Origin of the sequence: Bdellovibrio reynosensis (genome assembly GCF_022814725.1) — a bacterium.
GTDB lineage: Bacteria > Bdellovibrionota > Bdellovibrionia > Bdellovibrionales > Bdellovibrionaceae > Bdellovibrio > Bdellovibrio reynosensis.
Window position 1 is genome coordinate 3513804 of record NZ_CP093442.1, and the last position, 23991, is coordinate 3537794.

Consider the following 23991-nt stretch of genomic DNA (forward strand, 5'->3'; position numbering starts at 1 on the left):
CGAACATACCATGGTTGAAGCTTTTATAACCAGAATCTTTTTTGCACGCTGAAATCGTGTCCACTTCGTTCAATCAAAGCAGCATCACAATAAGGATCGTGCTCAAAAAACAAATACCATTTTTGGTCAGCAGCTTGGCTTAGAAATTTCTGTTTTTCTTCCATCAACATCAATGGATGTAAGTCGTAACCCATCAACCAAGGAACTTTCACGTGGGAGCTGGTTGGCACCATGTCTCCGCAATACAACAATGTGTTCGTACCGTCAGTCACGCGAATCACTTGTTGACCTTGGGTGTGACCATTCGAAATCTCGGCAAAAACGCCTGGCAGGATTTCTTGGGGACCATCGATCACTTTCAATACACCGCTATCTAATAAAGGCTGATAATTAGCAGGTAGGTAGCTTGCGCGTTCACGCAAGTTGGGTTTACTTGCCGTTTCAAGATTGTTTTTCTGAACCCAGTACTGTGCATTCGGGAAAGTCGGAACGATCTTGCCATCTTTTTCCGTCGTCGCTCCGCCCGCATGATCAAAATGCAAATGAGTCAAGATCACGTGGTGGATGTCTTCGGGCTTAATACCGTTTCTATCTAAAGAGCCTAATAACGAAGGTCCTTTATCATGAATATTGTAAAGCTCAGCAAACTTGCCACCCAGCTTATCGCCGTACTTCGCAATAAAATCTTTACCGTTCCCTGTGTCGATCAAAATGTTGCAACCAGAAGACTTTAATAACAAAGCGCGAGCTTCCATTTCGATGCGATTTTTATCGTCGGTAGGATTTGATTTTTCCCAAAGAACCTTAGGAACAGTCCCAAACATCGCGCCACCATCTAAACCAAATATTCCAGTAGGAATAGGGCAGACTTCAAAGCTACCAATTCTTAGGTGAGTTTTTTCGACTTCAAAATTATTCTTGCTCATTTGATGGCTCACTTGGAATGGCTTGGAAAGCATCAGGATTGATCGTAACCACCCACTCTTTATAAGCAGCATACACCTGTTGAATCGGACCTGGCGGGTGCACAGGACCTACGTGCAAAACTAATTTCCCTGGTAACGGAATCGGCTGACCCTTAGGCCAAAGTTCCGCATTTCCCTCTAGGTAGGTGAATAAAAGCGGGGTTTGCGTGCGCTCTGAAAATATAGAAACGCCTCGCTTAAATTCCTGAATTTTTCCGTCTTTAGACCGTGTGCCTTCTGGAAAAATAATTAACCACATGCGTGGAAGTTCGGTAAGTAATTTCAAAATCAGGTTGATCGCTTCGCCTTTGCGATCTTTACGATCAATGGGAATAGCACCTAGGCAGTGCTTTGAAAAGAATGTGAACAGCGCATTCGTAAAGAAATAGTCTTTGGCAGCAGCAATATAAAGACTTAACCAAAAGCGACGAGGGATTGAAGCCGCAATGGATACGGCATCTAAGTGGCTTGCGTGGTTACTGATAATAATCAACTTAGGTTGCGTGCGATAAATTTCTTTAAACGGCGTGCCTTTTACTTTAAGGCGAATATAAAACTTAAAAACGATATTCTTTAAAAACACCGACCACACAAAACGCATGGCCACGCTGAACAGATCAATGTGGCGGGTAAAAAGGGGCAGGTGTTTCAAATACGTCGGCAGTTTGGTCCACTGCTCGTTATCGTAGTTCCAATCCTTCATAGAATAACCGTCATGACATAATAATAAATCGGGGCAGCAAAGATCATTCTATCCACGCGATTTAAAAAGTCCCCGCGGCCTAGAATGAACGGACCGACAGTTTTCATGCCCGCATCACGACGTAAAACTGTCATGATTAGATCGCCCAAGAAACCACCCAATGAAGCCACTAATCCCGATGCTAACCAGTACTTGTCAGATCCATCTGGCAAAAGGAAACGCATTGAGCCCGCAAGGAAGATAGTCAAAGCGGCAGCAACAGCCGTACTTCCGACAGTACGGCGAGGATTGATTCCAGGGAACAACTTCCAGCCGCCGACATAACGACCCACGGCTAAGTTCGTGTTATCGCAAAACTCAGTCAAGATGATCAAATACATCACTTGGTAAACGCCATTCGGGAATTTTAAAATCAAACCCAAATGCATGAACGACCAACCCAAGAAGATAAATCCTAAAAGGGTTAAGGACATATATTGAATCATGCGCTTATAGGAATTACGAATCAGCGGTACTAAGCACGCTGCGCCTAAAACGATCATCGGCATGAAGTTATAAATATCTAAGCGGTCATACCAAGTCGCAACCCCCAAACCCACGATCCCGGCATAACAGATCAAAACAAAGTAACTGCGATGAAACATTCCCATGATCTGAAAGAAGATTTTCGCTCCCAGAATCGCCAGCAAAGTTAGAAATACTAAAGGCCAAGGCTCTGGCATCCCCATCACGATAAACATCAACGGGGCGGCAATCAGCCAGCTTTTAATGCTCGCCCAAGATTGAACGAAGTAATAGTTCTTATTTCTAAAAAAGAAAACGATGGCGCCAGAAACAAAGATGATAGAAAGAACAATCAAAACGGTCTGGCGATAAATATGACTTTCCCACGCCGTAGGCATCGCGATGCGAATGGGAAAAGTAAAATCAAAAAAATCCATTAAGGTACGTCCTCGTCCAATTTATAGTCTTTAATCTTTTTATAAAGATTAGAGCGAGAGATTTGCAAAACCTTAGCGGCCTGCTCGATGTCAGCGGTTTCCTTTAAACACGTGCGAATCACATGGGCCTCAAAATCTTCCACCAATGTGTTTAAGCCCTTGTTGAAATCAATCATTGTGTATGAGGGGGCTCCTGCGGGTGTCGCTGCCGGTTTAAGCCAAGAGTTCACGTCTTCTTCGCGAATAAACGGTAAAGGCGAAGTTAAGCTAAGTTGTTCACATACGCGTTTCAGTTCACGCACGTTTCCGGGCCAGTTGTATTTTTTTAGCGCTTCTAAGCCATCGTCAGCAATGGACTTATTGCGACGAGGTCTTTCCGCTGCCAAGAAATGTTTTGCTAACTCGTCGATATCTTCAAGACGATCTCTTAACGGAGTCAGTTCAATGCGCTGAGAAGCCAGACGGTACAATAAGTCTTCACGGAATTCCCCAGCGGCGACCATTTTGTCTAGCGGCTTATTACTGGCAACGATCACGCGGGTTTTTACTTGGGTGCTTTCTTTAGCCCCTACGCGACGTACTTCGCCAGTTTCTAGGAAACGAAGAAGTTTTGCTTGTTGCGAAAGTGGCAAAGCCTCGATTTCATCCAAGAACAAATCACCACCGTGGGCCGCTTCAGTTAGACCGACCTTGTTTTGATCAGCGCCAGTGAACGCACCCTTAATATGACCAAACATTTCTGACTCAAAAAGATTTTCAGGGATGCTGGCTAAATTCACGGCGATAAAAGGACGGTCACCTTCTTGTTCATGTAAAAGGCGGGCCGCAACTTCTTTACCACAGCCCGTTTCGCCTTCGATTAAAACAGGATTTGTTTCGCCACGAAGATCCGCGATACGTTTTTTAATTTTTTGCGAAGCTGAAGAATTTCCAACCCAGCGAATAGTTCCGCGATTGGAAGCAGGATCAACGCTGCGTAAATCCCAAAGCGCTTCAATCTTTTCTAAGATCAAAAGAATTTCTTCAGGCATCAATGGCTTTGCTAAAAATCTTTGCGCACCGGCTTTAAGACAGCTTTCCATTAAAGCGCGGCTTAAATCACCCGACATCGCAACGACTTCAAGTTGGTTGTTGTGCTTAACCAGTTTTTCAATGATCTGTGGACCAACGGCTTTAGCGCCTGGCTCTAGATGCATATCTACGAAAGCGGCGTGATAGAATCTTTCATATTGGATGGCTTCTAATTTAGAAGCTGAAAACACCTTCCAGTGATTCGGAAGACTCATTTTTAGAGCTTGGTGCACAAGTTGATCATCGTCGACGATTAATAGAGAAAATACTCGAGTGTTTTTCATAGGCTTTAAGTCTCTCTCTTAGCTTCTTCTTTGACTAGGATTGGTGCGCATAGTCAGTAGTGACGAATACAAAGTTTATGTTTAAGCTTTAAGAAGCTGGAGGTGCCTTTGAGTGCACTACGAATTCTTCTTGTTGAAAACATTCATCCCGTAGCCAAAGAAACGTTGCTAAGTGAAGGGTTCCAAGTGGATCTGATCACCCACGCTCCCTCTGAAGACGAGCTTCTTAAGCTTCTTCCGAACTATGATGTCTTAGGCATTCGCTCTAAAACGGAACTGACGGCGAACGTTTTAAAAAACAATCCTCATCTCACTTCGGTGGGCTGTTTTTGTATCGGTACAAATCAAGTTGATTTAGTGACTGCAAGAGAAATGGGAATCCCCGTATTCAATGCTCCTCACTCAAATACCCGGTCTGTCGCGGAACTTGTGATTGCAGAGATGATTTCCCTATCTCGTCAGCTAGGCGATAGAAACACCAAAGCCCATGTCGGGGAGTGGATTAAGTCAGCCGATGGATCCCGCGAAGTGCGTGGAAAAACAGTGGGCATTGTGGGCTACGGTCATATCGGAAGCCAAGTCAGCGTTCTTGCTGAAGCCCTTGGTTTGAAAGTTGTATTTTACGATGTGATTAAAAAACTTCCGCTGGGAAATGCGGTGGTAAAATCTTCGTTAGAAGAACTTTTAAAAGTGTCAGACTTTGTTACCCTGCACGTGCCTGAAACACTTGAAACCAAAGATATGATCACTAAAAAAGAACTACAGGCGATGAAAAAAGGCAGCTACTTAATCAATGCCAGTCGCGGTTCTGTGGTCGTGATTGAAGATTTAGTAGAGGCTTTGAAGTCCAAACACATCGCCGGTTGTGCCATTGACGTCTTTCCCGAAGAACCAGCATCAAATAAAGAAAAGTTTAAAAGTCCCCTTCAAGGACTTTCTAATGTCATTTTGACTCCGCATATTGGTGGCAGTACGGAGGAAGCTCAGTACGCTATCGGGATGGAGGTTGCCGAAAGTTTCAGAAGATACTTAAAAATTGGGTCTTCTTCAGGAGCCGTGAATTTTCCGAATGTGGATTTACCGGTAAAACAAGGCGCTTCACGCATCTTAAATGTGCATAAAAATGAGCCCGGTGTGCTTGGAGAAATCAACAGCCTTATCTCTAAGGCGGGTGCCAACATCGAAGGTCAATATTTATCAACAGACGAAAAGATCGGTTATCTGATCATGGACGTTCATTCTGATCATGCCAAAGAACTTGCGGCTGACATAGGTCAACTGAAACGATCGATCCGAACTCGAGTGGTGTACTAAAAAAAGCCCGGGCGCCGGGCTTTTTTTTAAATCACTTTTCCAGGATTCATAATGTTATCAGGATCGAAGGCCGCTTTGATTTGTTTCATCAAGCCGATTTCTGCTTCAGATCGGGTGTAGGTTAGGAATGACTTTTTCGTTAAACCCACACCGTGTTCAGCAGAAATACTGCCTTTATATTTTTTCACAGTATCAAAAACCATCACGTCCACTTTGCGGCATTCTTTGACGAACTCTTCTTTGCTCATGCCTTCTGGGCGCAAGATATTGATGTGCAAGTTGCCATCACCGATATGCCCGAACCACACCACTTCCCAAGTAGGGTAGGCTGTCGAAAGAACTTTATCAAGATCCGCCATGAATGGTGGAACTTTAGAAATAGTCACCGCAATATCGTTTTTGTACGGGGAATACTTAGCTAAAGATTCAGAGATGTCTTCGCGATAGCGCCAGAAAGTTGTCGCTTGCACGTCGGACTGGCTAAGAACACCGTCAACAACCCAACCTTCTTCCAAACATTTTTCAAACACACCTAAAACATGTTCTTCATCTTGTTCGTTTCTAGTTTCAACTTCAGATAGAACATAAAATGGAGATTGAGTTTCCAAAGGAGCAGGCAAGCCTGTATTTTCTAAAACTTTTGCTAAGGCTTTATCAGAAAACATTTCAAATGCGACAAGCGAGGTTTTGGTTTTAAACTCTGCAAAGATTTTCATGACGGCATCTAAACCACTCACTGCCATGACCAACACTTTCATCGGCGGCGGCACTGGCGCAAGTTTGATAGTCGCTTCAGTGATGAAACCTAAAGTACCTTCAGACCCGATGAACAAGTGGCGTAGATCGTAACCAGTGGCATTTTTAACAAGACCGTTGTTCAATTCTAAAACTTCACCAGTTCCAGTAACCACTTTAAGACCCGCAACCCAGTCGCGAGTTAAACCATAACGAACCACTTTAATACCGCCCGCATTCGTTGCGATATTTCCGCCCATTTGCGAAGAGCCCGTAGCAGCAAAGTCTACGGGATAGAAAAGTTGATTTTTGTGCGCAAACTCTTGCAAGGCTTCAGTCACAACGCCTGGTTCAATGATGACACTTTGATCGATGGGACTGAAATCTTTGATCTTATTCATTTGATCAAACGACACAACAACTTCACCTTGAGTCGCAGCTGCAGATCCCGAAAGACCCGTGCGCCCCCCTGAAGGCACAAGGGCGATTTTATTTTTGCGCGCCCATTTTACTAAAGCGACAACATCTTCAGTGGATCTTGGAAAAACAATCGCAGAGGCTTTGATATCAAAATAAGTCGTCCAATCCTTACCCCAGTATTTGAGGCTTTCCTCGTCAGTTTTGATTTGGTCTTTTTGTAAAAAGCTTTCAAGTTCGAGGAGTTGGTTCGACATTTTTTAAACCTTATTCGTTGTGAGTCGCGCGATGATAATCTTTCAGAGTTCTGATTCTAAAGAACCCATAAACAGGACACAAGCCCCAAGCTGAAGTGATGAGGCCATAAATACCAACGTAGGCCCAAAAAGGACCGCCGGCAAAAGCGTAGGCGGTTAAACCCACACCCAAAATAAACCGTAAAATGCGATCCCACAGGGCTACGTTGCATCTCATATTATGCTTTTAACAATTCTTGAAGTTCACCAGATTGATACATTTCCATCATGATGTCGCTGCCGCCAACAAGTTGCTTGTTAACGTAAAGTTGTGGAATCGTCGGCCAGTTGCCGTAATCTTTGATGCCTTGGCGGATGCCTTCATCATCAAGAACATTCACGTCATGGAATTTTACGCCGATGTCTTGCAAGATAGCGCAAGCGCGAGCTGAAAATCCGCACATAGGGAACTGTTGAGTTCCTTTCATGAAAAGAACAACTTTATTTGTAGTGACGATGGAATCAATTTTTTCGTGTGTAGTCATTATGGATACCTCTTACTTAGGCTTTGATTTTAGTCTTAATTGAGAGAGCGTGAACCTCGCCGGTCTTTAATTCTGGACCAAAGCAAGCCATCACATGCTGGTGTTGTTGAATACGAGTCATTCCCGCAAACACCGGGCTTTCTACGTAAACTTCCCAGTGATCTTGAGTGCCGGTCAGATCGTAAACTTCGATCTTAGCCTCGGAATAATTCTGCTCTAAACGTTCTTTCATTTGTTCTGCTGTCATAGGCGCGGAAATTATCAGATCATGCACCGGAAGTCGACTTGAATGACGCAAGTAGTCGCTGTAGTATGATCCCATGTTTGGACCCTCGTTTCGTTTAGTAAAGCTTTGTGCCCTGATTTTGGTTGCTATGGTTTTTTACACCCTTGCGCGGGTGGAGTTTTTAGCTTGGAACTGGAACCTATTTAGCACAAAGCCCTTCGCTGATATTTTGTGGTCCTTCGTGGTGGGCTGGCGCTTTGACATTTCAGCCATCCTGATGATGGCGTCTCCGCTTTTACTTCTTTCTTTTTTACCGTGGCCCAAGGCCTGGGAAAAATACTATTCAACAACAACTTGGATTTTATTCAGCGTGCTGCAGACGCCATTTTTAATTTTAAATCTGATCGACACAGAGTTTATTAACTTCGTAGGGCGTAGAACGACCTATGACAGTTTGTTCGTGGTAAATGAAGCCCAAGGAAAGTTCCTTAATTTCTTCACCAGCTACTGGATTTTATTTGTAGCGAACACCATCATCGTGGGTCTTTTTATTTTCTCTGTTCGTTGGATGATGAAAAAGACCTTGCAGACTCAGACCCTGCAGTGGTCGGAAAAAGGGAAGCGTTTAAAGCTGTGGTTCGCCCACGGTTTCCTGTGCTTTGTTGCCTTAGTTCTAGCGGTCGTTGGAATTCGCGGCGGTTTGCAAGGTAAGCCGATCAGCTTTGTAAATGCCAATGTCTTCACCGTGCCACTTTTAAACAACCTGATCCTTAATTCCACTTTCACTTTTGTGAAAAGTTTTGGAACAGAAAAATTAGTACGTGCCCAGTATTTCTCGGATAAAAACGAGATGCTTAAAAACCTGAATGGCGTCAATAAAACATCTTCTTTAGATGGTAGGCGTCCTATTAAACCCCAAAACGTCGTGATCATCATCCTTGAAAGCTTTGGCGAAGAATATCTGGGACCGGTGGCGGGGAAGCCTTCCTACACGCCGTTTTTAGATTCGCTTCAGCAAAGATCTTTGAACTTTAAAAATGCCTACGCCAACGGACGCCGATCTATTGAAGGGGTGGGGGCCGTAATGGCAGGAATTCCTGCATTAATGGCAGAGCCTTTTATCTCGTCCCACTTTACCGCAAACTATTTCGTGGGTTTGGGAACATTGCTTGATCAAAAAAATTATTCCTCAGCCTTTTTCCATGGCGGGCATAACGGCACGATGTTCTTTGACTCCTTCATGCAAAGTGCTGGGGTTGAAAAGTATTTTGGTTCTAAAGAGTACGGTAACAGCGCTGATGATGACGGTGTTTGGGGAATTTGGGACGAGCCGTTCTTACAATGGATGGTGGCGCAGATGGATTCAATACCACAGCCATTCATGACTTCGGTCTTCACTTTAACGTCCCATCAGCCCTACAAAATTCCGGAAAAGTACAAAGCGCAGTTCCCAGAAGGTCCAATTGAAATTCTGAAAACTGTTTCTTATACGGACTTTGCTTTAAAAAAATTCTTTGAAGAGGCTGAAAAAAAGCCGTGGTTTAAGGACACTTTATTCATAATCACCGCGGACCACGCATCAATGCATTATCGTGAGGAGTATAAGAACGATATTGGTTCTTACCGCATTCCGTTAATGCTTTATCATCCGACATTCAAATTCCCTGAAACCGACACTGAAATGATCGTTCAACAAATTGATATTCTGCCGACGGTTTTAGACTTTTTAGGTATCCCCGAAAAAGAAAAGAACTATCTAGGCAGCTCTTTGTTTGCGGTCGCCGACAAAGTGGCGGTGAATTTTAACGATGGCCGCTATCTGCTTTTTGCAAAGGACCATTACCTGCGTTGGGTCCCCGGGGAGCCTGAAGCAAAGATGTACGCTATCAATGATCGTGAAAGCACAAAAGAAATTATTGAAAACGGAGTGCGTAAGTCAGAACTTACAAGCAAGCTTAAAGCCACGGTTCAATATTTTAATGAAGGGATGTGGGACAATAAACTTTATTATCCCACCAGATAAACTAAGCCGCTTTACGGAAATAAACTTCCCGTTGCAGGTCGGTTATGGAAGACACAATCTTATCTTCACTGGCTGCGGCCATATGATTGAATTTCACACCTAATACCAATGAATTATCGCTTTTAAGGCGAATATTTTTAATTAAGCCCTGTACTAGAATCGGTTCACGATCACCTAAGTGTACGAAGGCTTTAATTTCATCTTCCAAATTGCAGCTAAGGGCATCGTGAGTCACCTCCACCGCGCACCCCTCGGTGCTTAGATCCAATAATCGGCAATGAACCTGGCAGGCGGTTTCATTTACAAATGAAAGCGCAAACGCAGCAGGGTAGTCAGACGGAAGAACGTAACGATAGTTAAGACGTTTCTGTAAGTGGAAAAGATTTAAAAGCGAAACTATGACCTCTTTACCGTGGGCCACGGGGCGTGTTTCAAAAATGTATTTGTCGCCACCGAATTGAAAGCTTCCCATGAAAAGTTCAGTGCCAGGAAGATTCATGGCAGCTTCTTCTGAAAATTCACAAGTAAGGCTGGTGCCATTGGTTGTGACAGCTTTTAGTATAATCAAGCGATCATATTTATCCTTAAGCGTGATGCATTCTTTTGATTGCAGCAAACGCTGAAGAAGTTTTTCTTGTTCAGCACTGTCGTTTATGGACTTAAAGATAACTAATGCTTCACTCATTACGCCGCCATAACTAGTTTATGCCCGCATTCATGACAGAATTTAGCGCCGGCTTGCACTTCAACAGCGCAGCCAGGGCAGCACGGGCCACCAGATTTTTTCTTAGGTTTTTCTTCTTTTTCATCCATATCGACAAAGCCTTTTTCATTCCACTTGTCGATTTCTTTAATCATCTTCCAGCTTTGGAAGATGGAACGGAACTCTTTCACTTCAAACTGAAGTAAAACGCCAGTTCCTGCATTTTTTCTTTTCATTAACACGCCTTTAGATTCAAGGCGGTTGAAATGGTCATTATTCATATTAAGACCGATTTCGTTTTTGCACATTTCAGAAAATTTCGTGAAGTCGACGCTGACAATGCCAAAGCGATCCGGTTGCTCGGTTTCAGCCAGTTTTAACAGGCAATCCAACATCTGACTGCAAAGTTCATCCACTTTAAGGATTTCAGAGCGCCCACTTTTAAAATAATAATATTGATAGAATTCAAAAAAGCTTTCCACCAAAGGAAGATCTAAGAAGTGCACTCTTTGAATCTCGTCTGGTCCATCTGGATTATCTGGAGCTTTACCCATTTCATACAGGGCCATTTTAAGTTTCACCAGAATGTTAATCGCTTGCTCCATGCGCTTTGGTGATTCGCCAAACACACGTTGAGAGTACTGTTTCATCATGCTCCATTCTAAAATCACGCGACCCGCTTGCGAGCGATCGCCTTTGTGATTTGCAGTATGGAAAACAGCACCAAAAGTTTTAGCAACTTGGTCCTCAGGACACGGTGAAGAATCTTTTTCTAACTTACCAGAACGCACATCATTCATCGCCAAACGCAAACGATCTGCTAGCGACTTAATAATCACCTTTAGCATTTGCGGGGCCCCTTCGTACTGCTGTTTTAAAGCATCCACGGGGATTTCAAGAACCTTAGTTTCAGTCGTGGCAATCGCAGAGGTCGGGTGGGTGCTTTGTCCTAAGATCACTTGATCGCCAAGGATGTGGGAAGCTCCCAATTGATATAAATCGATGGTCTTCTTACCGCGAATTAGACACTGATTGGCACCGCCGGATTGAATCAGGAAAACGGAAGTGATTTTGTCTCCGTCTTTAAAGATAACTTCGCCTTTTTTAAAGGTTTTTACCGACATGAAAAGCCCTCGCTCTGAATTGATTTTCTCAACGCTTTATCGGTTAAAAAGCCGGGGTTTTTAATGCTTTGGCGTGGTTCTTTTACAGCTTTAATCAATTTCAGCGACGAGATTCCTAAGCTTTGGTCTGGCAAACTGGACTTTTCCGCGGGTTTTAAGCTATAACTCCCCTATGGATTACTTCTTTTCCCCAGCTTCTTCAGAACACCAAAAGCGCGAAAAAGCCAAGGCTCGCGAATTACGCTTAAGCCAGTGGTGGAAGCAAGAGCTAGGAAAAGGACTTTGTTACCACTGTGGTTTGCGCTTTAAGCCGGCAGAACTAACAATGGACCATTTAATTCCCATCGCTCGCGGGGGAAAATCTAATAAAAATAACTGCGTTACGTCTTGCAAGGACTGCAATTCTAAAAAGGGTTATAAAACCCGGGCTGAAATGGCTTTAGAAGAATTAACCAGTTCAACGGCTGTCAGCGAAGATCCATTGACCACAGATAATAGCGAAGATTCAGGCGATTAATTAAGGCAGCACCACAGTAGAGATAAGTAGCATCGCTACGTCTTTTTGATCCTTATATAAAGGCACCAGCCATAGCATTTTATTAATGATTGAAAGTCGCTCTAAAGAGTCTTTTTCTTTGATTACGTGCTGGGGATTTTCTACCTCTATAGGCACTTTCTTTTCAGCACCCATGTACTTAACAACTAAATTTTCGACAAGTTTATGGTCTTCCGGAGTGCGCTCATAAAGTGAATACCATTTGCGACAGTACAGATCTTCAAGCGTGTAGCTGCAGACATCAAAAAATAAAAGGCTGCGGAACATCTGCGTCTGGGAATAACTATATATTTCTACTAGATGGTGATCTTCGATTTCATCTAGCATCTTTGGATCTACTGTATAACCCAGGTTCTTAAGGGCACATTCGGTGAAATAGCGGGTATCACGCAAACTGCGCGACGCTTTTTTTACGTCTAAGCAAATCTGGTAGTAACTTTCTAAATTGTGCAGGACTTCGGCTTTTTCACCTTCAGTCAGCACATTGAAGTAGGATAAAGACGCGTTTGCATAGGGGCGAATGATAACGCCTTCGTTTTCAATTAAGCCGCAGATTTTATGGCTATAGTGTTTAAATAGGTCTTCGGGGCGTTGGCTATTCACCGGTGGCCGCCTTATAATGAGACGCTTTTAATGATCCACATACGTTCAGACTCATATCCAAAAGTATCAGTCAAAATGCTGTAAAAGTGGAGTTGTAAAGGGATGATGGCGCCATTTGAAACAATTTGAACTTTCTCATATTCACTTTTACGCCAAGCAGCGTTGAGCCTTTAGTCTTGCTTTGACTCTATGCGTTCGCGTTAACCTATCAAAGTTATTCATTAAAATTAGTTAACATCTCGTGAAGGTAAGCGACCGTGAGTAAGATTACTAAAAGTAGTACCGCTGAATATTTTGCGAAGAACCTGCAACAGGTGGGTTTTTCTTCGCCTTTAAAGGCCGTTTTAACGACTTTAAAAGAGGCTGTGGACAACTCTTTAGATGCCTGTGAGCAGGCGGGAATTCTTCCTGACCTTTTAGTTGAAGTTTCTAAAGTAGGAACGGGTTCAACCAAAAATACTGATTTAATTCGCATCGTTGTTGAAGATAACGGCCCTGGTATCGAAGGTGAAGACTTAGCGAAGGTTTACGGGGAGTATCTAGCTTCCTCTAAATTCGGTCGTGGTCAGTGTTCACGCGGTCAACAAGGTATCGGTATCTCTGCAGCAACTACTTGGGCACAAATGACCAATGCCCGCGGTGTAAACGTTGTTTCTAAGACTAAAAAGATGCGTAAAGCGATCTCGGCGCAAGTCGACGTCGATATCAAATCCAACACAGGTATTCTTAAAAACAAAGAGACTTTTGATTGGGATCGCGATCACGGAACTCGCGTTGAATTCGTTTTAGACGGCCGTATCCAGTTAAATGGTGACGGTGGTTTAGTGACTTATTTAGAAGGAACTATCCTTGTAAATCCGCACATGACCATCACTTACAAGTTGATGGAAAATGATTTCGTCACAGTGAATCGTGTTAGCCAAGAAGTGCCGCAAATTCCGGAAGCTTCTTTGCCACATCCTCATACGTTTAAACTCGGTGAGTTCATCACTCACTCGACTTTATTCGGTAAAATCAGCCTTTCTAAGTTCTTAAAAACGGGTTTTTCCCGTATTTCTGATCAATCTATCAGTGATTTTACTAAGCAAGGATTGCCAAAATCCCTGCTTGAAAAGCCAATCACTTCACTGAATGAAGATGATTTCAAAAAAGCGTTCATGGCGGTTCAAAATACTCAGCTTATGGCGCCTTCGACGAAGTCAGTTTTAACTGTGGGTGAGGAATCTTTATCCAAATCCATCACTCGTTTGGGTGAGATCGACTTCTTCGCTGTTGTGACTCGTAAACCGACTATTTGTGACTTTAAACCTGTTGTGGTTGAAGTTGCACTGGCCCGTTTTAAAGATCGCAATCAAGAAGCAGATTCTCCAGTGACTTTACTTCGTTTTGCAAACCGTGTTCCTTTGCAATTTGATAAATCAGGTTGCGCGATCACGTGGGCGATTGAGTCTGTAAACTGGAAATCTTACGGTTTAGCACAACCGAAAGACAGCTTGCCACTAGGCCAATATGTCTTCGCGGTGTCTATCGTCAGTCCATTCATTAAGTTTAAAAATGCTTCTAAAGAAACAATCGATGCTTCTGAAGAGCTAGTAGCTGAAATTCGTCTAGCTTTGATCCAAGCGGGTCAAAAACTTTCTCGTCACATCAAAAAAGAAGTGAAAGAGGCAGATCTAGAAAGAAAACTAGCGCACATCGAACAATTCGGTCCAATCCTTGTTGAAGGTTTAGCAAGAATTATCAAAGCTCCGGATTCTCGTAAGAAAAAAGCCGAAGAAGGTTTAAGAAAACTTCTAGGCCGTGATTCTGAAGAGGCGATGGCAGATCTAGAAGCAGCGGAAACGAAGCTTTTAGAGCAGAAGAAACGTGAAAAGAAAAAAGGTATTGATCACGATGATATCGAAGAAGATGTCATTCGCAGTGAAGACCTGGTCGAAGAAGCCTCAGTTCCCCAAGGAACTAAGAAAACAACGACTAAAAAAACAACCGGTAAAAAGAAATAGGCTGGTGTGTAGATGGCAAAACTTTTAAGTATCCGTGAATTAAAAATTGATATCCCAAAAGAGGCCCGCATCTTGGCTGACAAGATGTTGAAGGACCTTGAAAACTCAAAACGCCCGGTTTTAGAAGCGGTAAAAACTTCTTTAGACAACTCTCTTTATAACGCCAAAGTGGGTTACCTGACTCCTGGTGATAAAGTCGTTCGTACAGAGTTGAACGTGTCTTCGGTACAAAAGCTGGCGCGTGTGGTGTTCATGCTTGAAATCCTTTTGCGTAACATGGACATCGGTTCCGTGAATACAAAAAGGGAGTTGTACTATATCTGTAAGGGCTTGATTAAAGGGAACTCTCGTTTAAAGCCTTTGGATTTTGAAGATCAGCCAGAATCTGATGCGATCATCGATTTCATCGGCGATATGCTTGAAGTGTATCGTGAAGAATTAAACTGTTTTGCCAATGAACGTGGTGGACAGACTTATTCTCAACAATTGATCGTAACTGAAACGATGCCGGATGGTGATAAAGCCACTGTTGATCTTTCAACTTTAGGTACGGCTGCTTTCCAACCGAAAAACAGACCTCAAGCTTTGAAATTGAAAGCTAAAAAGAAAATCGATTTCTGCTTGATCGTGGAATCAGAAGGTACAGCAAATACGCTTGTGAGCATGGGTTTCACAAAACGTAACAACTGTATCCTAATGGGTGCCGGGGGCGTTCCATCAAATGGTGTTCGTGGATGGTGTAAACTGATCCAAAACGAATTAGATGTGCCTTTGTACTTCTTCGGGGATCTGGATGCGTACACGATGCAAAATATCTATCGTACGTTGAAAGCGGGATCTGCAGCTTCTTTGGTAAGAAATGCCGATTTCTCTGCACCAGAAGTAAAATTCTTGGGCGTATTGCCTGAAGACGTTAAGAAATACGATTTGCCTCACTACAAAGTGAAAGAATCAGATCCAGCTGAAGCCCGCGCTTTGAAAAAAGCCAAGGATGCCTTAGAAAACGATCCGTTCTTCTTGGATAAAAAGAACAAAAACTTGGCGGATATTTTGCGCTGGTTGATCAAAGAAAAAGTACGTTGCGAGCAACAGTCGTTCTTCTCAGTAGATCCTAACGATCCAATTAAGACTGAAAAGTTGATTCTTGAGAAGATCAAACGCGGAAGCTACGTTTAAGGCGCGGAGGCGCGCAGAGTGCAGCGGCCTCGGGCCGCGGAACTGAAGCAGCTCTGGTTTTTAAAGAAAATTTTCAAAACAAAGGGGCCTCTAAGGCCCCTTTGTCGTATCAATTACCTCTTATTTCGATTTGATCTCAAACCTATCCCACTTAAGCAGTTTTCGTCGAGCCCGGGTTGAATTTTCCCTCTGAAACTCTTATAAACAATCTTGAAAGCCAAAGCCGATGAAAATAAGTGAGTTATCTCTCAATTCTAAAAGCTCCGTAAGTCTGTCTGCATTTCTGCACGCAGGGCTTTTACTATTGGCTTTCACACTTACAGCTCCGCAAATTATCAAAGCGCCAATTGGGGTTGAACTGATGATGGGCGATTCCGCAGCTCCCAAATCTTCGGCACCTGTCGCTGCTCCACAGATTGAACAAGCACAAACGACGACGGTGGTTGATAATTCCGATGGCCCTGCGATTAAAGAAGAAGTGAAACCAGTTGCGGTTCAACCGGTTCAAGCATCACAAACAGCAGGCAGTGCTGAAGGAAGTTCTTCAAAAGGAGCTGTATCGGGTCGTGAAGGTGTAGCAGATGGTGCAGAAGTCAGTCCTGAAGATCGTTACTTGTATGAACTAAAAAAATTGTTAGAGCGTCGCAAACGTTATCCCATGATGGCAAAAAGAATGGGCCAATCAGGAAAAGTAACGATGCGATTTACTTTGAATGCTGACGGGTCTTTGTCTGCAAGTGAGATCATTGAAAAATCACCATTTGATACTTTAAATCAAGCCGCCGTTGAATTAGTAAAAGGCATCGACGGCATGAAGCCCTTCCCGAAAGAAATCCAACGCGGCAGTTGGTCCATCACAGTACCTATCGAATACGTCTTAAATTAAACGGTTGTTGAAAAGCGGCAATCTGACTGCGTTGTCGGCGCTTGTCCTCGATCCGACGTGGCGCTGCCACGCCTCCTCTGCGGGAAGCACCTCCGCCTTGTATATTGCCACTTTTGAACAACCGCTACTGGATGATGCCCTGGAAGTTTTTGCAGTAATAAATGTTAAACGTTCGGGCGTGAATGCCGTGACGGAAGGTTTTTAATTCTTCCTTTTCACAGGAATCCCAGGCCGCCCATTCGGTTGCAATGGCAGGATATTTTTCTGTGCTGATAAAAATTGCGTCTTGGCCTTTAAGATTATTCATCTCTTCTGGAGTTTGCATCACAGTGTAGTGGCTCACTGTTGAGCTGAGCATGTACACTTTTTGTTTTGTTCCCCAGGTTGTCTGAGCTGTTGTTTCATAACGATGAGCTGCTAAGAAGGGCTTTCTTCCACTTTCAGCGTGGATTTCTCTTTGACGGCGATTTAGGTAAGTTCCTAATTCCTCCCAGCCCGTAAATTCATTACTGAAGTCATAAGTGGTTTTCCATTCACCGTTAGGATTAAAAAGTTTGTACGCTTTTGGAATCCACGGATAAGCAAATGGCGTGTAAGTGATTAGCGCCAATGGAACAAAGAAAGCCAAAATTCCGTAAGTGTAAACTTTGCTTCGTGCTTTTACGATCTGGCGTTGCCCCCAGGTTAAACCCTGCGACCAAATGTGACCAGCTCCCATCAATAAAAGCGTCACTGCAGCGCCACTCCAGTGAGGTTTATATTCAGCAAATAATGGCTGTGGATAGAATATGAAGATAGATGGAGCCGCTAAGCAGAATAGAAATCTCCAGCGCGGATCTTTGAATCTTAAGAATGAAGTGATGAAGGTTAATCCAACTAATACGTATAAAAACGGAGTATAGAATAATAGCTGTGCAGCAAAGAACACCGACCAGCGATTCAGACTAAAAGTGCTGCCTTGGTGGCGATCGTGGAATTGGTATTTAAACCCTGGCCATTCATGCAAGTGATTCCAAACAAAGATGGGCATTGAGATCGCTGTCGCGATTAAGAATCCAATCCATGGCCACGGGCTTAAAAGATCCTTACGGTGACCGGGCGTGCTTAGCAAATAAAGCGCAAAACCCGGCGCCAGAAGTGCGATGATAAACTTGGAATTTAATCCAAGACCCATGATCACACCTAGATACAGCCAAGTTTTTTTGATCGTCCAAGCTTTATGATCTTCACGAACGCCTTGCCAGAATACGTAAGCCGCAGCCACCCAAGTCAGCATGAAAGGTGGTTCAGGTGATGCGACATAACCGCCAAAGCCCCAGAACGGGGACCACAGCAGAATGAAGCCGACAAAGATCGCAGCCCATTCATCAAAAAGATCTTTAGTAAGTTTATAAAGTAAAACGACTGTTCCGATGAAACATAGGAAGCCAGGCAGGCGGACCCCTAAATAGGTGTCGCCGAAAATTTGCGTGGTGATGGCTTCCATCCATGCGATCATTGCCGGGTGATCGAAATAAGAAAGTTCCAACCACTTTGCCCAAGACCAGTGGTAAGCCTCATCATCGATCAGACCGATGTTTAAAGAAAAAAAGGCTCTAAAAAAAATAGTTAGAATAAATAAGATCGTAACTTTTTGCGAAAGATTTTGCTGTTTCCAAAAATCGCGAATCACTGTTGCATCCTTAGTTTCATTGGCAATTGGCAGGAACATAGCACATTTCCCGCTAATGACAGAATGTGTAATTTCTAGGCTTCTTGCCACTAAGCTTTGCTGGTGAGAACCTCCAGGTCATGAAAGCGATCTTAATAGCACTAGCGGGATTATTTGTGACATCGGGCTGCCAAAGTTTTAAATATTACGACCCAGCGAAGCCTCATCATGGCGAAAAGTCTTTTTTAAATAACTACGACAATTCTGAAAAACAAAGCTTTTGGAAGTGGCAGTGGGAACGATTCATTAAAGACAAACCAAAAGAACCTGAGTTTGAACCCGAAATTTTAAAAACAGATTCGGCCTTTTTAAAATCAAATCAGTCCCAAAACACTTTCACCTGGATTGGTCATGCGACAGCCTTGCTGCAAGCCGGGGGTGCTAATGTTTTAACCGATCCTGTTTTCAGTGAACGAGTTTCACCGGTTTCTTTTGCCGGTCCTAGCCGCGTCGTGAAGCTTCCGATGCAGATGGAAGATTTGCCGCCGATAGACGCCGTAGTTGTTTCCCATGGTCATTATGATCATTTGGATTTACCAACTTTGAAAGAATTAGCGAAAAGAAATCCCCAAACATTGTTTTTAGTTCCCTTAGGAAACGCAGAACTTTTGCAAGGTGAAGGCATAAAGAACGTCAAAGAATTGGATTGGTGGGAAAACGTGACGGTCAAAGGTTTGACGATCACTTTCACTCCGGCACAACATTGGTCAGCGCGTTCGCTGTTTGATCGCAACCAAACTTTATGGGGTGGCTGGTATGTTCGTTCCGCGAATTTCAGTTTTCTTTATACCGGGGACACGGGCTATTCAAAAGACTTCCTGGATATTGCAGAAAAGTTGGGCGCTGTTGATATTGCCTTTATTCCCATTGGTGCCTATGAACCACGCTGGTTTATGAAGCAGCAGCACGTTAATCCTGAAGAGGCTGTGCAAATCCACTTAGACGTTAAAGCGAAGCTTTCCATCGGTGGTCATTGGGGAACCTTTAGACTTAGTGATGAGGCGATGGCTGCTCCGCCGCAGGATTTAGAAAAAGCCCTGGCGCATAAAAATGTGAAGCCTTCTGAATTCCGTGTTATGAAGCACGGTGAAATATTGATCTACACGCCGACTTCGTCGAAATAAGGGAAAGAAGCGCAAATGGAAAACTATAGAATTGAAAAAGACCTGCTTGGCGAAATGAAAGTCCCTGCCGAAGCCTATTATGGAATTCATACGGTACGCGCCATCGATAACTTTCAGATTTCAAACCAAACCATCGGCGACAATGCTTTATTCATTCGTGGCTTGGCTTTAGTTAAAAAAGCCTGTGCTTTAGCCAACCGTGATTTAAAAACGTTATCTAAAGAAACTGTCGATGCCATTGTTGATGCCTGTGACGAAATCATCAACGATCCAAAAAAATGGGGAAAACAGTTTCCTTCCGATGTCTATCAAGGCGGGGCGGGAACTTCGGTTAACATGAATGCCAATGAAGTTATCGCCAATATTGCTTTAGAGAAAAAAGGTCTGGTGAAAGGGACTTACGACGTTATCAATCCTAACGATGACGTGAATAAATGCCAATCTACCAACGACGTTTATCCGACAGCTTTTCGTGTGGCTTTGTATGAAAGCCTTGATGTGGTGATTAAAGCCGTTTCGGATTTGGCGAAGGTTTTTGAAGCCAAGGGGAAAGAATTTTCTGACGTTTTGAAAATGGGGCGCACGCAGTTGCAAGATGCGGTTCCTATGTCTTTAGGCCAAGAGTTTAATGCCTTTGCTACTTTGTTAAAAGAGGATGTGAAGCTTATAGCCTCTGTGCAAAAACTAATTCTTGAAGTGAACTTGGGGGCGACGGCGATTGGAACTGGAGTCAATGCGCCTGAGGGTTACCCAAAGACCGTCGTCAAACGTCTGGTGCAAGTCACAGGTCATCCTTTTGTAGAAACTGAAGATCTGATTGAAGCTACCAGCGATTGCGGTGCTTACATCATTATATCAAGTGCTCTGAAGCGCACGGCTGTTAAGGTTTCGAAAATTTGTAATGACCTAAGACTTTTAAGTTCTGGTCCTCGCGCAGGTTTAAAAGAAATCAATCTTCCAGCGATGCAGGCCGGTTCTTCCATTATGCCTGCGAAGGTAAATCCCGTAATTCCTGAAGTCGTAAACGAAGTTTGTTTTAAAATTATAGGTAATGACTTGGCGATCACCCTGGCCGCTGAAGCAGGACAGCTTCAGTTGAATGTCATGGAACCAGTGATTGCTTCTTCTATTTTTGAATCCATCAGTCTACTGACAAATGCTTGCAACACTTTAACTACGAAGTGTGTAACAGGAATCACGGCGAATAAAGAACGTTGTCGCAATTACGTGATGAACAGTATTGGTATCGTCACTTACCTTGATCCAATTATTGGTCATGAAGAAGGTGATAAGATAGGAAAGATCTGCGCTGCCACAGGCCGCAACGTCGCAGAAGTGGCGTTAGAGCGTGGTGTAGTGACGCAAGAACAACTTGATGAAATCTTCTCGACTGAAAATCTGTTAAATCCTAAATACATCGGGTTTTTAGAACATTAGTCCTGAAAAAGGCGTGAAATTGCAGCTCTTGCGTCGATGCGTGGTATACTGAACTGCTTGATCGATGGAGGGAATAATATGCCAGTGCTCACAAGTGTGACCTCGCCCCATGTGCCTGTAAAAATCTGGTCGCCTGAACAAGAAGTTGAAGTTCAGGCTCTGCAACAACTAAAAAACGTAGCCTCATTGCCCTTCGTATTTAAACACGTGGCTGCCATGCCGGATGTGCATTTAGGTATTGGCGCTACTGTGGGGTCTGTCGTTGCAACGAAAGGGGCTGTGATCCCTGCTGCCGTAGGTGTTGATATCGGCTGCGGTATGATCGCTGCGCGCTTAAACATTGAACCTGCAAGAATCCTTCATGACCTTGATCGCTTAAGAACTTTAATTGAAAGAGAAATTCCCGTTGGTACTGAATCCAATGACCACCTTACGCAATCAGTGAAAGACTGGGCGGGCTGGAAAACTATGCCTGAACAAGTGTCTTTGATGCGTTTAAAAGATAAAGCGGCCCACCAGCTTGGAACACTGGGCGGTGGGAACCACTTTATTGAAATCTGCACGGACGAGGATGGTTCGGTGTGGGTGATGCTTCACTCTGGTTCGCGCAATGTCGGTAAAAGTTTAGCTGAAGAACACATTCGCCACGCGAAAAGTGATTTAGCACGACTGGCTACAAAACTTCCAGATCCGGATCTTGCTTATTACGTGGAAGGGACAGACGAGTACCAAAACTATATGCGCGATTTAGAATGGGCGCAAAGTTATGCCCTGGAAAATCGTGAAGAAATGTTAAGACGAGTGTTGCATGCAGTTTCACTTCATGTGGGATTAAAAGGAGCACCACTTCCTTATTCCTTGAAGGTGAACTGTCACCATAACTATGCGACGCGCGAAGTTCACTATGGCGAAAACGTTTTAGTGACTCGTAAAGGTGCAGTGCGCGCACAGCGTGGAGATATGGGAATCATCCCTGGCTCTATGGGAGCTAGATCCTACATCGTGCGAGGCAAAGGCAATCCAGAATCTTTTAATTCTTGCGCCCATGGTGCCGGGCGCAGAATGTCTCGCTCGGAAGCCAAACGTCGTTTTACGATCAATGATCTACGCGAACAAACTGCCGGTGTTGAATGTAGAAAAGATGCGGGTGTTATTGATGAGATACCTAGCGCTTACAAGGATATCGATAAAGTTATGGAAAATCAGAATGATCTGGTCGAAGTGGTTGCGATTTTAAAACAGGTGCTTTGTGTGAAGGGGTAAGGGGGAAGTCAACCCTGAAGCGAAACATTAAGAGCCAAAAAATTTGCCCGGGTTGCTTGGCCTTTGATCCAGAACCAGAAACAGGGAATGTGTAGTCCTCATGTAATTTCTGAATGAGGAATTAAAACTAAAGTCTTCTGATTTAAAAATTTACCACCGCTTCGGTTGCTCAATATGTCATATCAAAAATGTCATCTGATATTTAATTGACGAGTTTTTTGATGCGATTGAATTGATTGTGTTAACCGAATCTACATTCTAATTTCTAAAATTCGTTTTTCAATTTATCTCTTTGTGTAGGTCAGATTTGAGCCTTTCAGTGCTTTTTTATGTTTGGTCTTCGCATCCCCTGAAAAATCCGATTTAAAAAACTGTGGTATACCTTCTTCATTCTTTAGGAGGTTTTTCATGAATTCCCTTTCGCGTTTATCGAATCAAGAGTTGGAATTTCGTTTGAAGGATCTTGTGCAAAAGGAAAGAAAACTTTTGCATGTGATTCTGGAACATATCCGTGAAATTGAAGTGCGCAAACTTTATCTGGGAAAAGCTTATTCTTCTATTTACGAATATCTTACTAAAGAGCTTGGTTATTCTGGATCGGCGGCCATGCGACGACTTGAAGCTGCTCGTCTTATTCATGAAGTTCCGGTGGTGGCTGAAAGAATCCAAGAAGGTGCATTGAATCTTTCACAAATTGGTGAATTGTCTCGTGCGATCAAAGAAAAAGAAAAGGTCAGTGGGCAAAAGGTTACTGCTTTTCAAAAGCAGGAATTGGTCTCGGTTGTGTCAGGTAAAACCATAAAACAAACGCAACATGAATTGGCCCGTGTTCTGGATTTACCTATTAAGGAATATGACACTCAAAAAGTTCAAAAAGACGAGTCTGTTCGATTGGAACTTACGCTATCTAAAGAACAATATGAAAAGCTTATGCAATGCAAAGATTTGGCAGCGCATATTTTGTTGCAAGAAAATGGAACAGTTTCTTTAAGTGAAGTAATCGAATTTATTGCGAATCAATATTTGGACGAAAAATTTGGAAGAAATAAGAAGGTTGGAAATCACACCTCCGAAAAAGTCGCCGAGAAAAATGTTAAAGCTAGTCATAGCAATAAGCTTTTATTGAATGAACCTATGGCGAAAAAGAACTCGTTAGTGAAAAACGAAAATAAACCTGACCATCTTAAAGATTTAAATCTTGCAATAGTTACCACCGATGCGGTGGTAGAACGTAAATCAGTAACTCCAAAATTGCGCCGATTTATTTTCAACAGAGATAAAAGCTGTCAGTTTATCGATTTGAAAACAGGGCATAAATGCACCAGCACTTTTGCTTTGCAAGTTGATCACAAAATATCAAAGTGGGCTGGAGGAAGAAATCACCATGAAAATCTTCAGCTATTATGTGGGCAACATAATCGTGAAAAATATAGAAGAGAGGTAAATCTTAGATTTAGGGAAATGCCTTAACGTAACATTGTCAGGCTTTGTCCGGTTAATCCTGCTGCACCCATTCTAAGTGGATAAGAATATCCCGCCCTCATTTTTACCCGCTTTGAAAGCCCGGTGAGATTTTGCTTCACTTTCTCAAAATATTGGCTTTGCCGTTGAGAACTGCATACCGGAATTAAGTATCAAACTATTGCTGAGCCAGGCTTGGTAGGGCGTCACAGTTTCAAACAAGCGGACATGGAATCCATACAATACCCACCACCGAAGCGGTGGTACCATACATTCTTACCGAATTACATTCATCGCAGTGAAGATAACTAAAGACCCGCCAACTAGTAAGGCTGTAAAGAATAGCCCGCGAAACATAACTCCTCCGTGAGCGGTCTGTGCTTTGGATCCGTCAAAGCAACCGCGTTTCCGCAATAGGATATTTCCATTTCGCTTAAATGTTTAATTTAAATTCGGATAGTTTTTGGCTGGCAATTTCATTTGC

The 23991-nt window shown here is 43.3% G+C and carries 22 protein-coding genes; 10 read left to right on the forward strand and 12 right to left on the reverse strand.

The window, feature by feature from the left end:
• Nucleotides 1-23: 23 nt before the first annotated feature.
• From MNR06_RS16395 to MNR06_RS16410, 4 genes are read right to left on the reverse strand one after another with little or no spacing between them, the layout of a single operon-like run.
• Entirely contained in the window at nucleotides 24-926 is a 903-nt protein-coding gene (locus MNR06_RS16395; protein WP_243537672.1) for an MBL fold metallo-hydrolase, read from the reverse strand.
• The gene (locus MNR06_RS16400) at nucleotides 913-1668 is read right to left on the reverse strand and encodes a lysophospholipid acyltransferase family protein (RefSeq protein ID WP_243537674.1); all 756 of its coding nucleotides are present in this window, start codon (nucleotides 1666-1668) and stop codon (nucleotides 913-915) included. The genes MNR06_RS16395 and MNR06_RS16400 overlap by 14 nt, the downstream gene beginning before the upstream one ends.
• Nucleotides 1665-2609 carry a phosphatidate cytidylyltransferase gene (locus MNR06_RS16405; protein ID WP_243537676.1) on the reverse strand — a complete coding sequence of 315 codons (945 nt, stop codon included), beginning with the start codon at nucleotides 2607-2609 and terminating at the stop codon, nucleotides 1665-1667. Before MNR06_RS16405 ends, MNR06_RS16400 begins: the two co-directional genes overlap by 4 nt.
• A complete protein-coding gene (locus MNR06_RS16410; RefSeq protein WP_243537678.1) occupies nucleotides 2609-3964 on the reverse strand; it encodes a sigma-54-dependent transcriptional regulator in 1356 nt (451 codons plus the stop codon). The genes MNR06_RS16405 and MNR06_RS16410 overlap by 1 nt, the downstream gene beginning before the upstream one ends.
• Before the next feature lie 96 nt (nucleotides 3965-4060).
• Between MNR06_RS16410 and serA the strand changes: the two genes are divergently transcribed.
• Nucleotides 4061-5278, forward strand: coding sequence for a phosphoglycerate dehydrogenase (gene serA / locus MNR06_RS16415; protein ID WP_407933229.1), 1218 nt, complete (start codon nucleotides 4061-4063; stop codon nucleotides 5276-5278).
• Between the two features lie 26 nt (nucleotides 5279-5304).
• Here the strand turns inward: serA and MNR06_RS16420 are convergent, their stop codons facing one another.
• Genes MNR06_RS16420 through MNR06_RS16435 form a run of 4 tightly spaced genes read right to left on the reverse strand, consistent with a single transcriptional unit; the run spans nucleotide 5305 to nucleotide 7533 of the window.
• The gene (locus MNR06_RS16420) at nucleotides 5305-6687 is read right to left on the reverse strand and encodes an FAD-binding oxidoreductase (RefSeq protein ID WP_243537682.1); all 1383 of its coding nucleotides are present in this window, start codon (nucleotides 6685-6687) and stop codon (nucleotides 5305-5307) included.
• Between the two features lie 10 nt (nucleotides 6688-6697).
• The gene (locus MNR06_RS16425; protein WP_243537683.1) at nucleotides 6698-6904 is read right to left on the reverse strand and encodes a YgaP family membrane protein; all 207 of its coding nucleotides are present in this window, start codon (nucleotides 6902-6904) and stop codon (nucleotides 6698-6700) included.
• A 1-nt stretch (nucleotide 6905) separates the two neighbouring features.
• Nucleotides 6906-7214 (reverse strand): Grx4 family monothiol glutaredoxin, encoded by a 309-nt coding sequence (gene grxD, locus MNR06_RS16430; protein ID WP_407933230.1) that lies wholly within the window; start codon nucleotides 7212-7214, stop codon nucleotides 6906-6908.
• A gap of 13 nt (nucleotides 7215-7227) precedes the next feature.
• On the reverse strand, nucleotides 7228-7533 hold the full coding sequence (locus MNR06_RS16435; protein WP_243537686.1) for a BolA/IbaG family iron-sulfur metabolism protein: 306 nt from the start codon (nucleotides 7531-7533) through the stop codon (nucleotides 7228-7230).
• Between MNR06_RS16435 and MNR06_RS16440 the strand changes: the two genes are divergently transcribed.
• The gene (locus MNR06_RS16440; RefSeq protein WP_243537687.1) at nucleotides 7532-9460 is read left to right on the forward strand and encodes an LTA synthase family protein; all 1929 of its coding nucleotides are present in this window, start codon (nucleotides 7532-7534) and stop codon (nucleotides 9458-9460) included. The genes MNR06_RS16435 and MNR06_RS16440 overlap by 2 nt on opposite strands.
• Before the next feature lies 1 nt (nucleotide 9461).
• Here MNR06_RS16440 and MNR06_RS16445 read toward each other — a convergent pair whose 3' ends face one another.
• Together MNR06_RS16445 and MNR06_RS16450 are read right to left on the reverse strand one after the other, a co-directional pair.
• Complete coding sequence (locus MNR06_RS16445) at nucleotides 9462-10145, reverse strand: PilZ domain-containing protein (protein ID WP_243537688.1); 684 nt, start codon at nucleotides 10143-10145, stop codon at nucleotides 9462-9464.
• Nucleotides 10145-11287 (reverse strand): cyclic nucleotide-binding domain-containing protein, encoded by a 1143-nt coding sequence (locus tag MNR06_RS16450; protein WP_243537689.1) that lies wholly within the window; start codon nucleotides 11285-11287, stop codon nucleotides 10145-10147. Before MNR06_RS16450 ends, MNR06_RS16445 begins: the two co-directional genes overlap by 1 nt.
• A gap of 172 nt (nucleotides 11288-11459) precedes the next feature.
• On the opposite strand from MNR06_RS16450, the gene MNR06_RS16455 reads away from it, so the two are divergent.
• Complete coding sequence (locus tag MNR06_RS16455) at nucleotides 11460-11804, forward strand: HNH endonuclease (RefSeq protein ID WP_243537690.1); 345 nt, start codon at nucleotides 11460-11462, stop codon at nucleotides 11802-11804.
• Here the strand turns inward: MNR06_RS16455 and MNR06_RS16460 are convergent, their stop codons facing one another.
• Nucleotides 11805-12446, reverse strand: a complete 642-nt coding sequence (locus tag MNR06_RS16460; protein ID WP_243537691.1) for a hypothetical protein — start codon at nucleotides 12444-12446, stop codon at nucleotides 11805-11807.
• A gap of 257 nt (nucleotides 12447-12703) precedes the next feature.
• Here MNR06_RS16460 and MNR06_RS16465 point away from each other — a divergent pair, with 257 nt between their 5' ends.
• The 3 genes from MNR06_RS16465 (at nucleotide 12704) to MNR06_RS16475 (ending at nucleotide 16511) form a co-directional block, all read left to right on the forward strand.
• A complete protein-coding gene (locus MNR06_RS16465; protein ID WP_243537693.1) occupies nucleotides 12704-14449 on the forward strand; it encodes a DNA topoisomerase VI subunit B in 1746 nt (581 codons plus the stop codon).
• 12 nt (nucleotides 14450-14461) lie between these two features.
• Nucleotides 14462-15625 (forward strand): DNA topoisomerase VI, encoded by a 1164-nt coding sequence (locus MNR06_RS16470; protein ID WP_243537694.1) that lies wholly within the window; start codon nucleotides 14462-14464, stop codon nucleotides 15623-15625.
• A 304-nt stretch (nucleotides 15626-15929) separates the two neighbouring features.
• Complete coding sequence (locus MNR06_RS16475) at nucleotides 15930-16511, forward strand: energy transducer TonB (protein WP_243537697.1); 582 nt, start codon at nucleotides 15930-15932, stop codon at nucleotides 16509-16511.
• Between the two features lie 124 nt (nucleotides 16512-16635).
• Here the strand turns inward: MNR06_RS16475 and MNR06_RS16480 are convergent, their stop codons facing one another.
• Nucleotides 16636-18222: an ArnT family glycosyltransferase gene (locus MNR06_RS16480; RefSeq protein ID WP_243537699.1), complete on the reverse strand. Its 1587-nt coding sequence runs from the start codon at nucleotides 18220-18222 to the stop codon at nucleotides 16636-16638.
• An 80-nt stretch (nucleotides 18223-18302) separates the two neighbouring features.
• On the opposite strand from MNR06_RS16480, the gene MNR06_RS16485 reads away from it, so the two are divergent.
• The 4 genes from MNR06_RS16485 (at nucleotide 18303) to MNR06_RS16500 (ending at nucleotide 23516) form a co-directional block, all read left to right on the forward strand.
• Nucleotides 18303-19346 (forward strand): MBL fold metallo-hydrolase, encoded by a 1044-nt coding sequence (locus MNR06_RS16485; protein WP_243537701.1) that lies wholly within the window; start codon nucleotides 18303-18305, stop codon nucleotides 19344-19346.
• A 15-nt stretch (nucleotides 19347-19361) separates the two neighbouring features.
• Nucleotides 19362-20783: an aspartate ammonia-lyase gene (gene aspA, locus MNR06_RS16490; RefSeq protein WP_243537703.1), complete on the forward strand. Its 1422-nt coding sequence runs from the start codon at nucleotides 19362-19364 to the stop codon at nucleotides 20781-20783.
• A 78-nt stretch (nucleotides 20784-20861) separates the two neighbouring features.
• Nucleotides 20862-22046 carry an RtcB family protein gene (locus MNR06_RS16495; protein WP_243537708.1) on the forward strand — a complete coding sequence of 395 codons (1185 nt, stop codon included), beginning with the start codon at nucleotides 20862-20864 and terminating at the stop codon, nucleotides 22044-22046.
• A gap of 465 nt (nucleotides 22047-22511) precedes the next feature.
• Nucleotides 22512-23516 carry an HNH endonuclease gene (locus MNR06_RS16500; protein WP_243537709.1) on the forward strand — a complete coding sequence of 335 codons (1005 nt, stop codon included), beginning with the start codon at nucleotides 22512-22514 and terminating at the stop codon, nucleotides 23514-23516.
• Nucleotides 23517-23991 lie beyond the last annotated feature (475 nt).

Bases quoted from the DNA above. Each gene is read 5' to 3' on its own strand.
- MNR06_RS16440 (WP_243537687.1), top strand. From the start codon at position 7,532: ATGTTTGGACCCTCGTTTCGTTTAGTAAAGCTTTGTGCCCTGATTTTG.
- MNR06_RS16435 (WP_243537686.1), bottom strand. From the start codon at position 7,533: ATGGGATCATACTACAGCGACTACTTGCGTCATTCAAGTCGACTTCCG.
- MNR06_RS16455 (WP_243537690.1), top strand. From the start codon at position 11,460: ATGGATTACTTCTTTTCCCCAGCTTCTTCAGAACACCAAAAGCGCGAA.
- MNR06_RS16400 (WP_243537674.1), bottom strand. From the start codon at position 1,668: ATGAAGGATTGGAACTACGATAACGAGCAGTGGACCAAACTGCCGACG.
- MNR06_RS16445 (WP_243537688.1), bottom strand. From the start codon at position 10,145: ATGAGTGAAGCATTAGTTATCTTTAAGTCCATAAACGACAGTGCTGAA.
- MNR06_RS16495 (WP_243537708.1), top strand. From the start codon at position 20,862: ATGCCAGTGCTCACAAGTGTGACCTCGCCCCATGTGCCTGTAAAAATC.
- MNR06_RS16425 (WP_243537683.1), bottom strand. From the start codon at position 6,904: ATGAGATGCAACGTAGCCCTGTGGGATCGCATTTTACGGTTTATTTTG.
- MNR06_RS16470 (WP_243537694.1), top strand. From the start codon at position 14,462: ATGGCAAAACTTTTAAGTATCCGTGAATTAAAAATTGATATCCCAAAA.
- MNR06_RS16480 (WP_243537699.1), bottom strand. From the start codon at position 18,222: ATGTTCCTGCCAATTGCCAATGAAACTAAGGATGCAACAGTGATTCGC.
- MNR06_RS16410 (WP_243537678.1), bottom strand. From the start codon at position 3,964: ATGAAAAACACTCGAGTATTTTCTCTATTAATCGTCGACGATGATCAA.
- MNR06_RS16395 (WP_243537672.1), bottom strand. From the start codon at position 926: ATGAGCAAGAATAATTTTGAAGTCGAAAAAACTCACCTAAGAATTGGT.
- MNR06_RS16405 (WP_243537676.1), bottom strand. From the start codon at position 2,609: ATGGATTTTTTTGATTTTACTTTTCCCATTCGCATCGCGATGCCTACG.
- MNR06_RS16485 (WP_243537701.1), top strand. From the start codon at position 18,303: ATGAAAGCGATCTTAATAGCACTAGCGGGATTATTTGTGACATCGGGC.
- aspA (WP_243537703.1), top strand. From the start codon at position 19,362: ATGGAAAACTATAGAATTGAAAAAGACCTGCTTGGCGAAATGAAAGTC.
- MNR06_RS16420 (WP_243537682.1), bottom strand. From the start codon at position 6,687: ATGTCGAACCAACTCCTCGAACTTGAAAGCTTTTTACAAAAAGACCAA.
- MNR06_RS16450 (WP_243537689.1), bottom strand. From the start codon at position 11,287: ATGTCGGTAAAAACCTTTAAAAAAGGCGAAGTTATCTTTAAAGACGGA.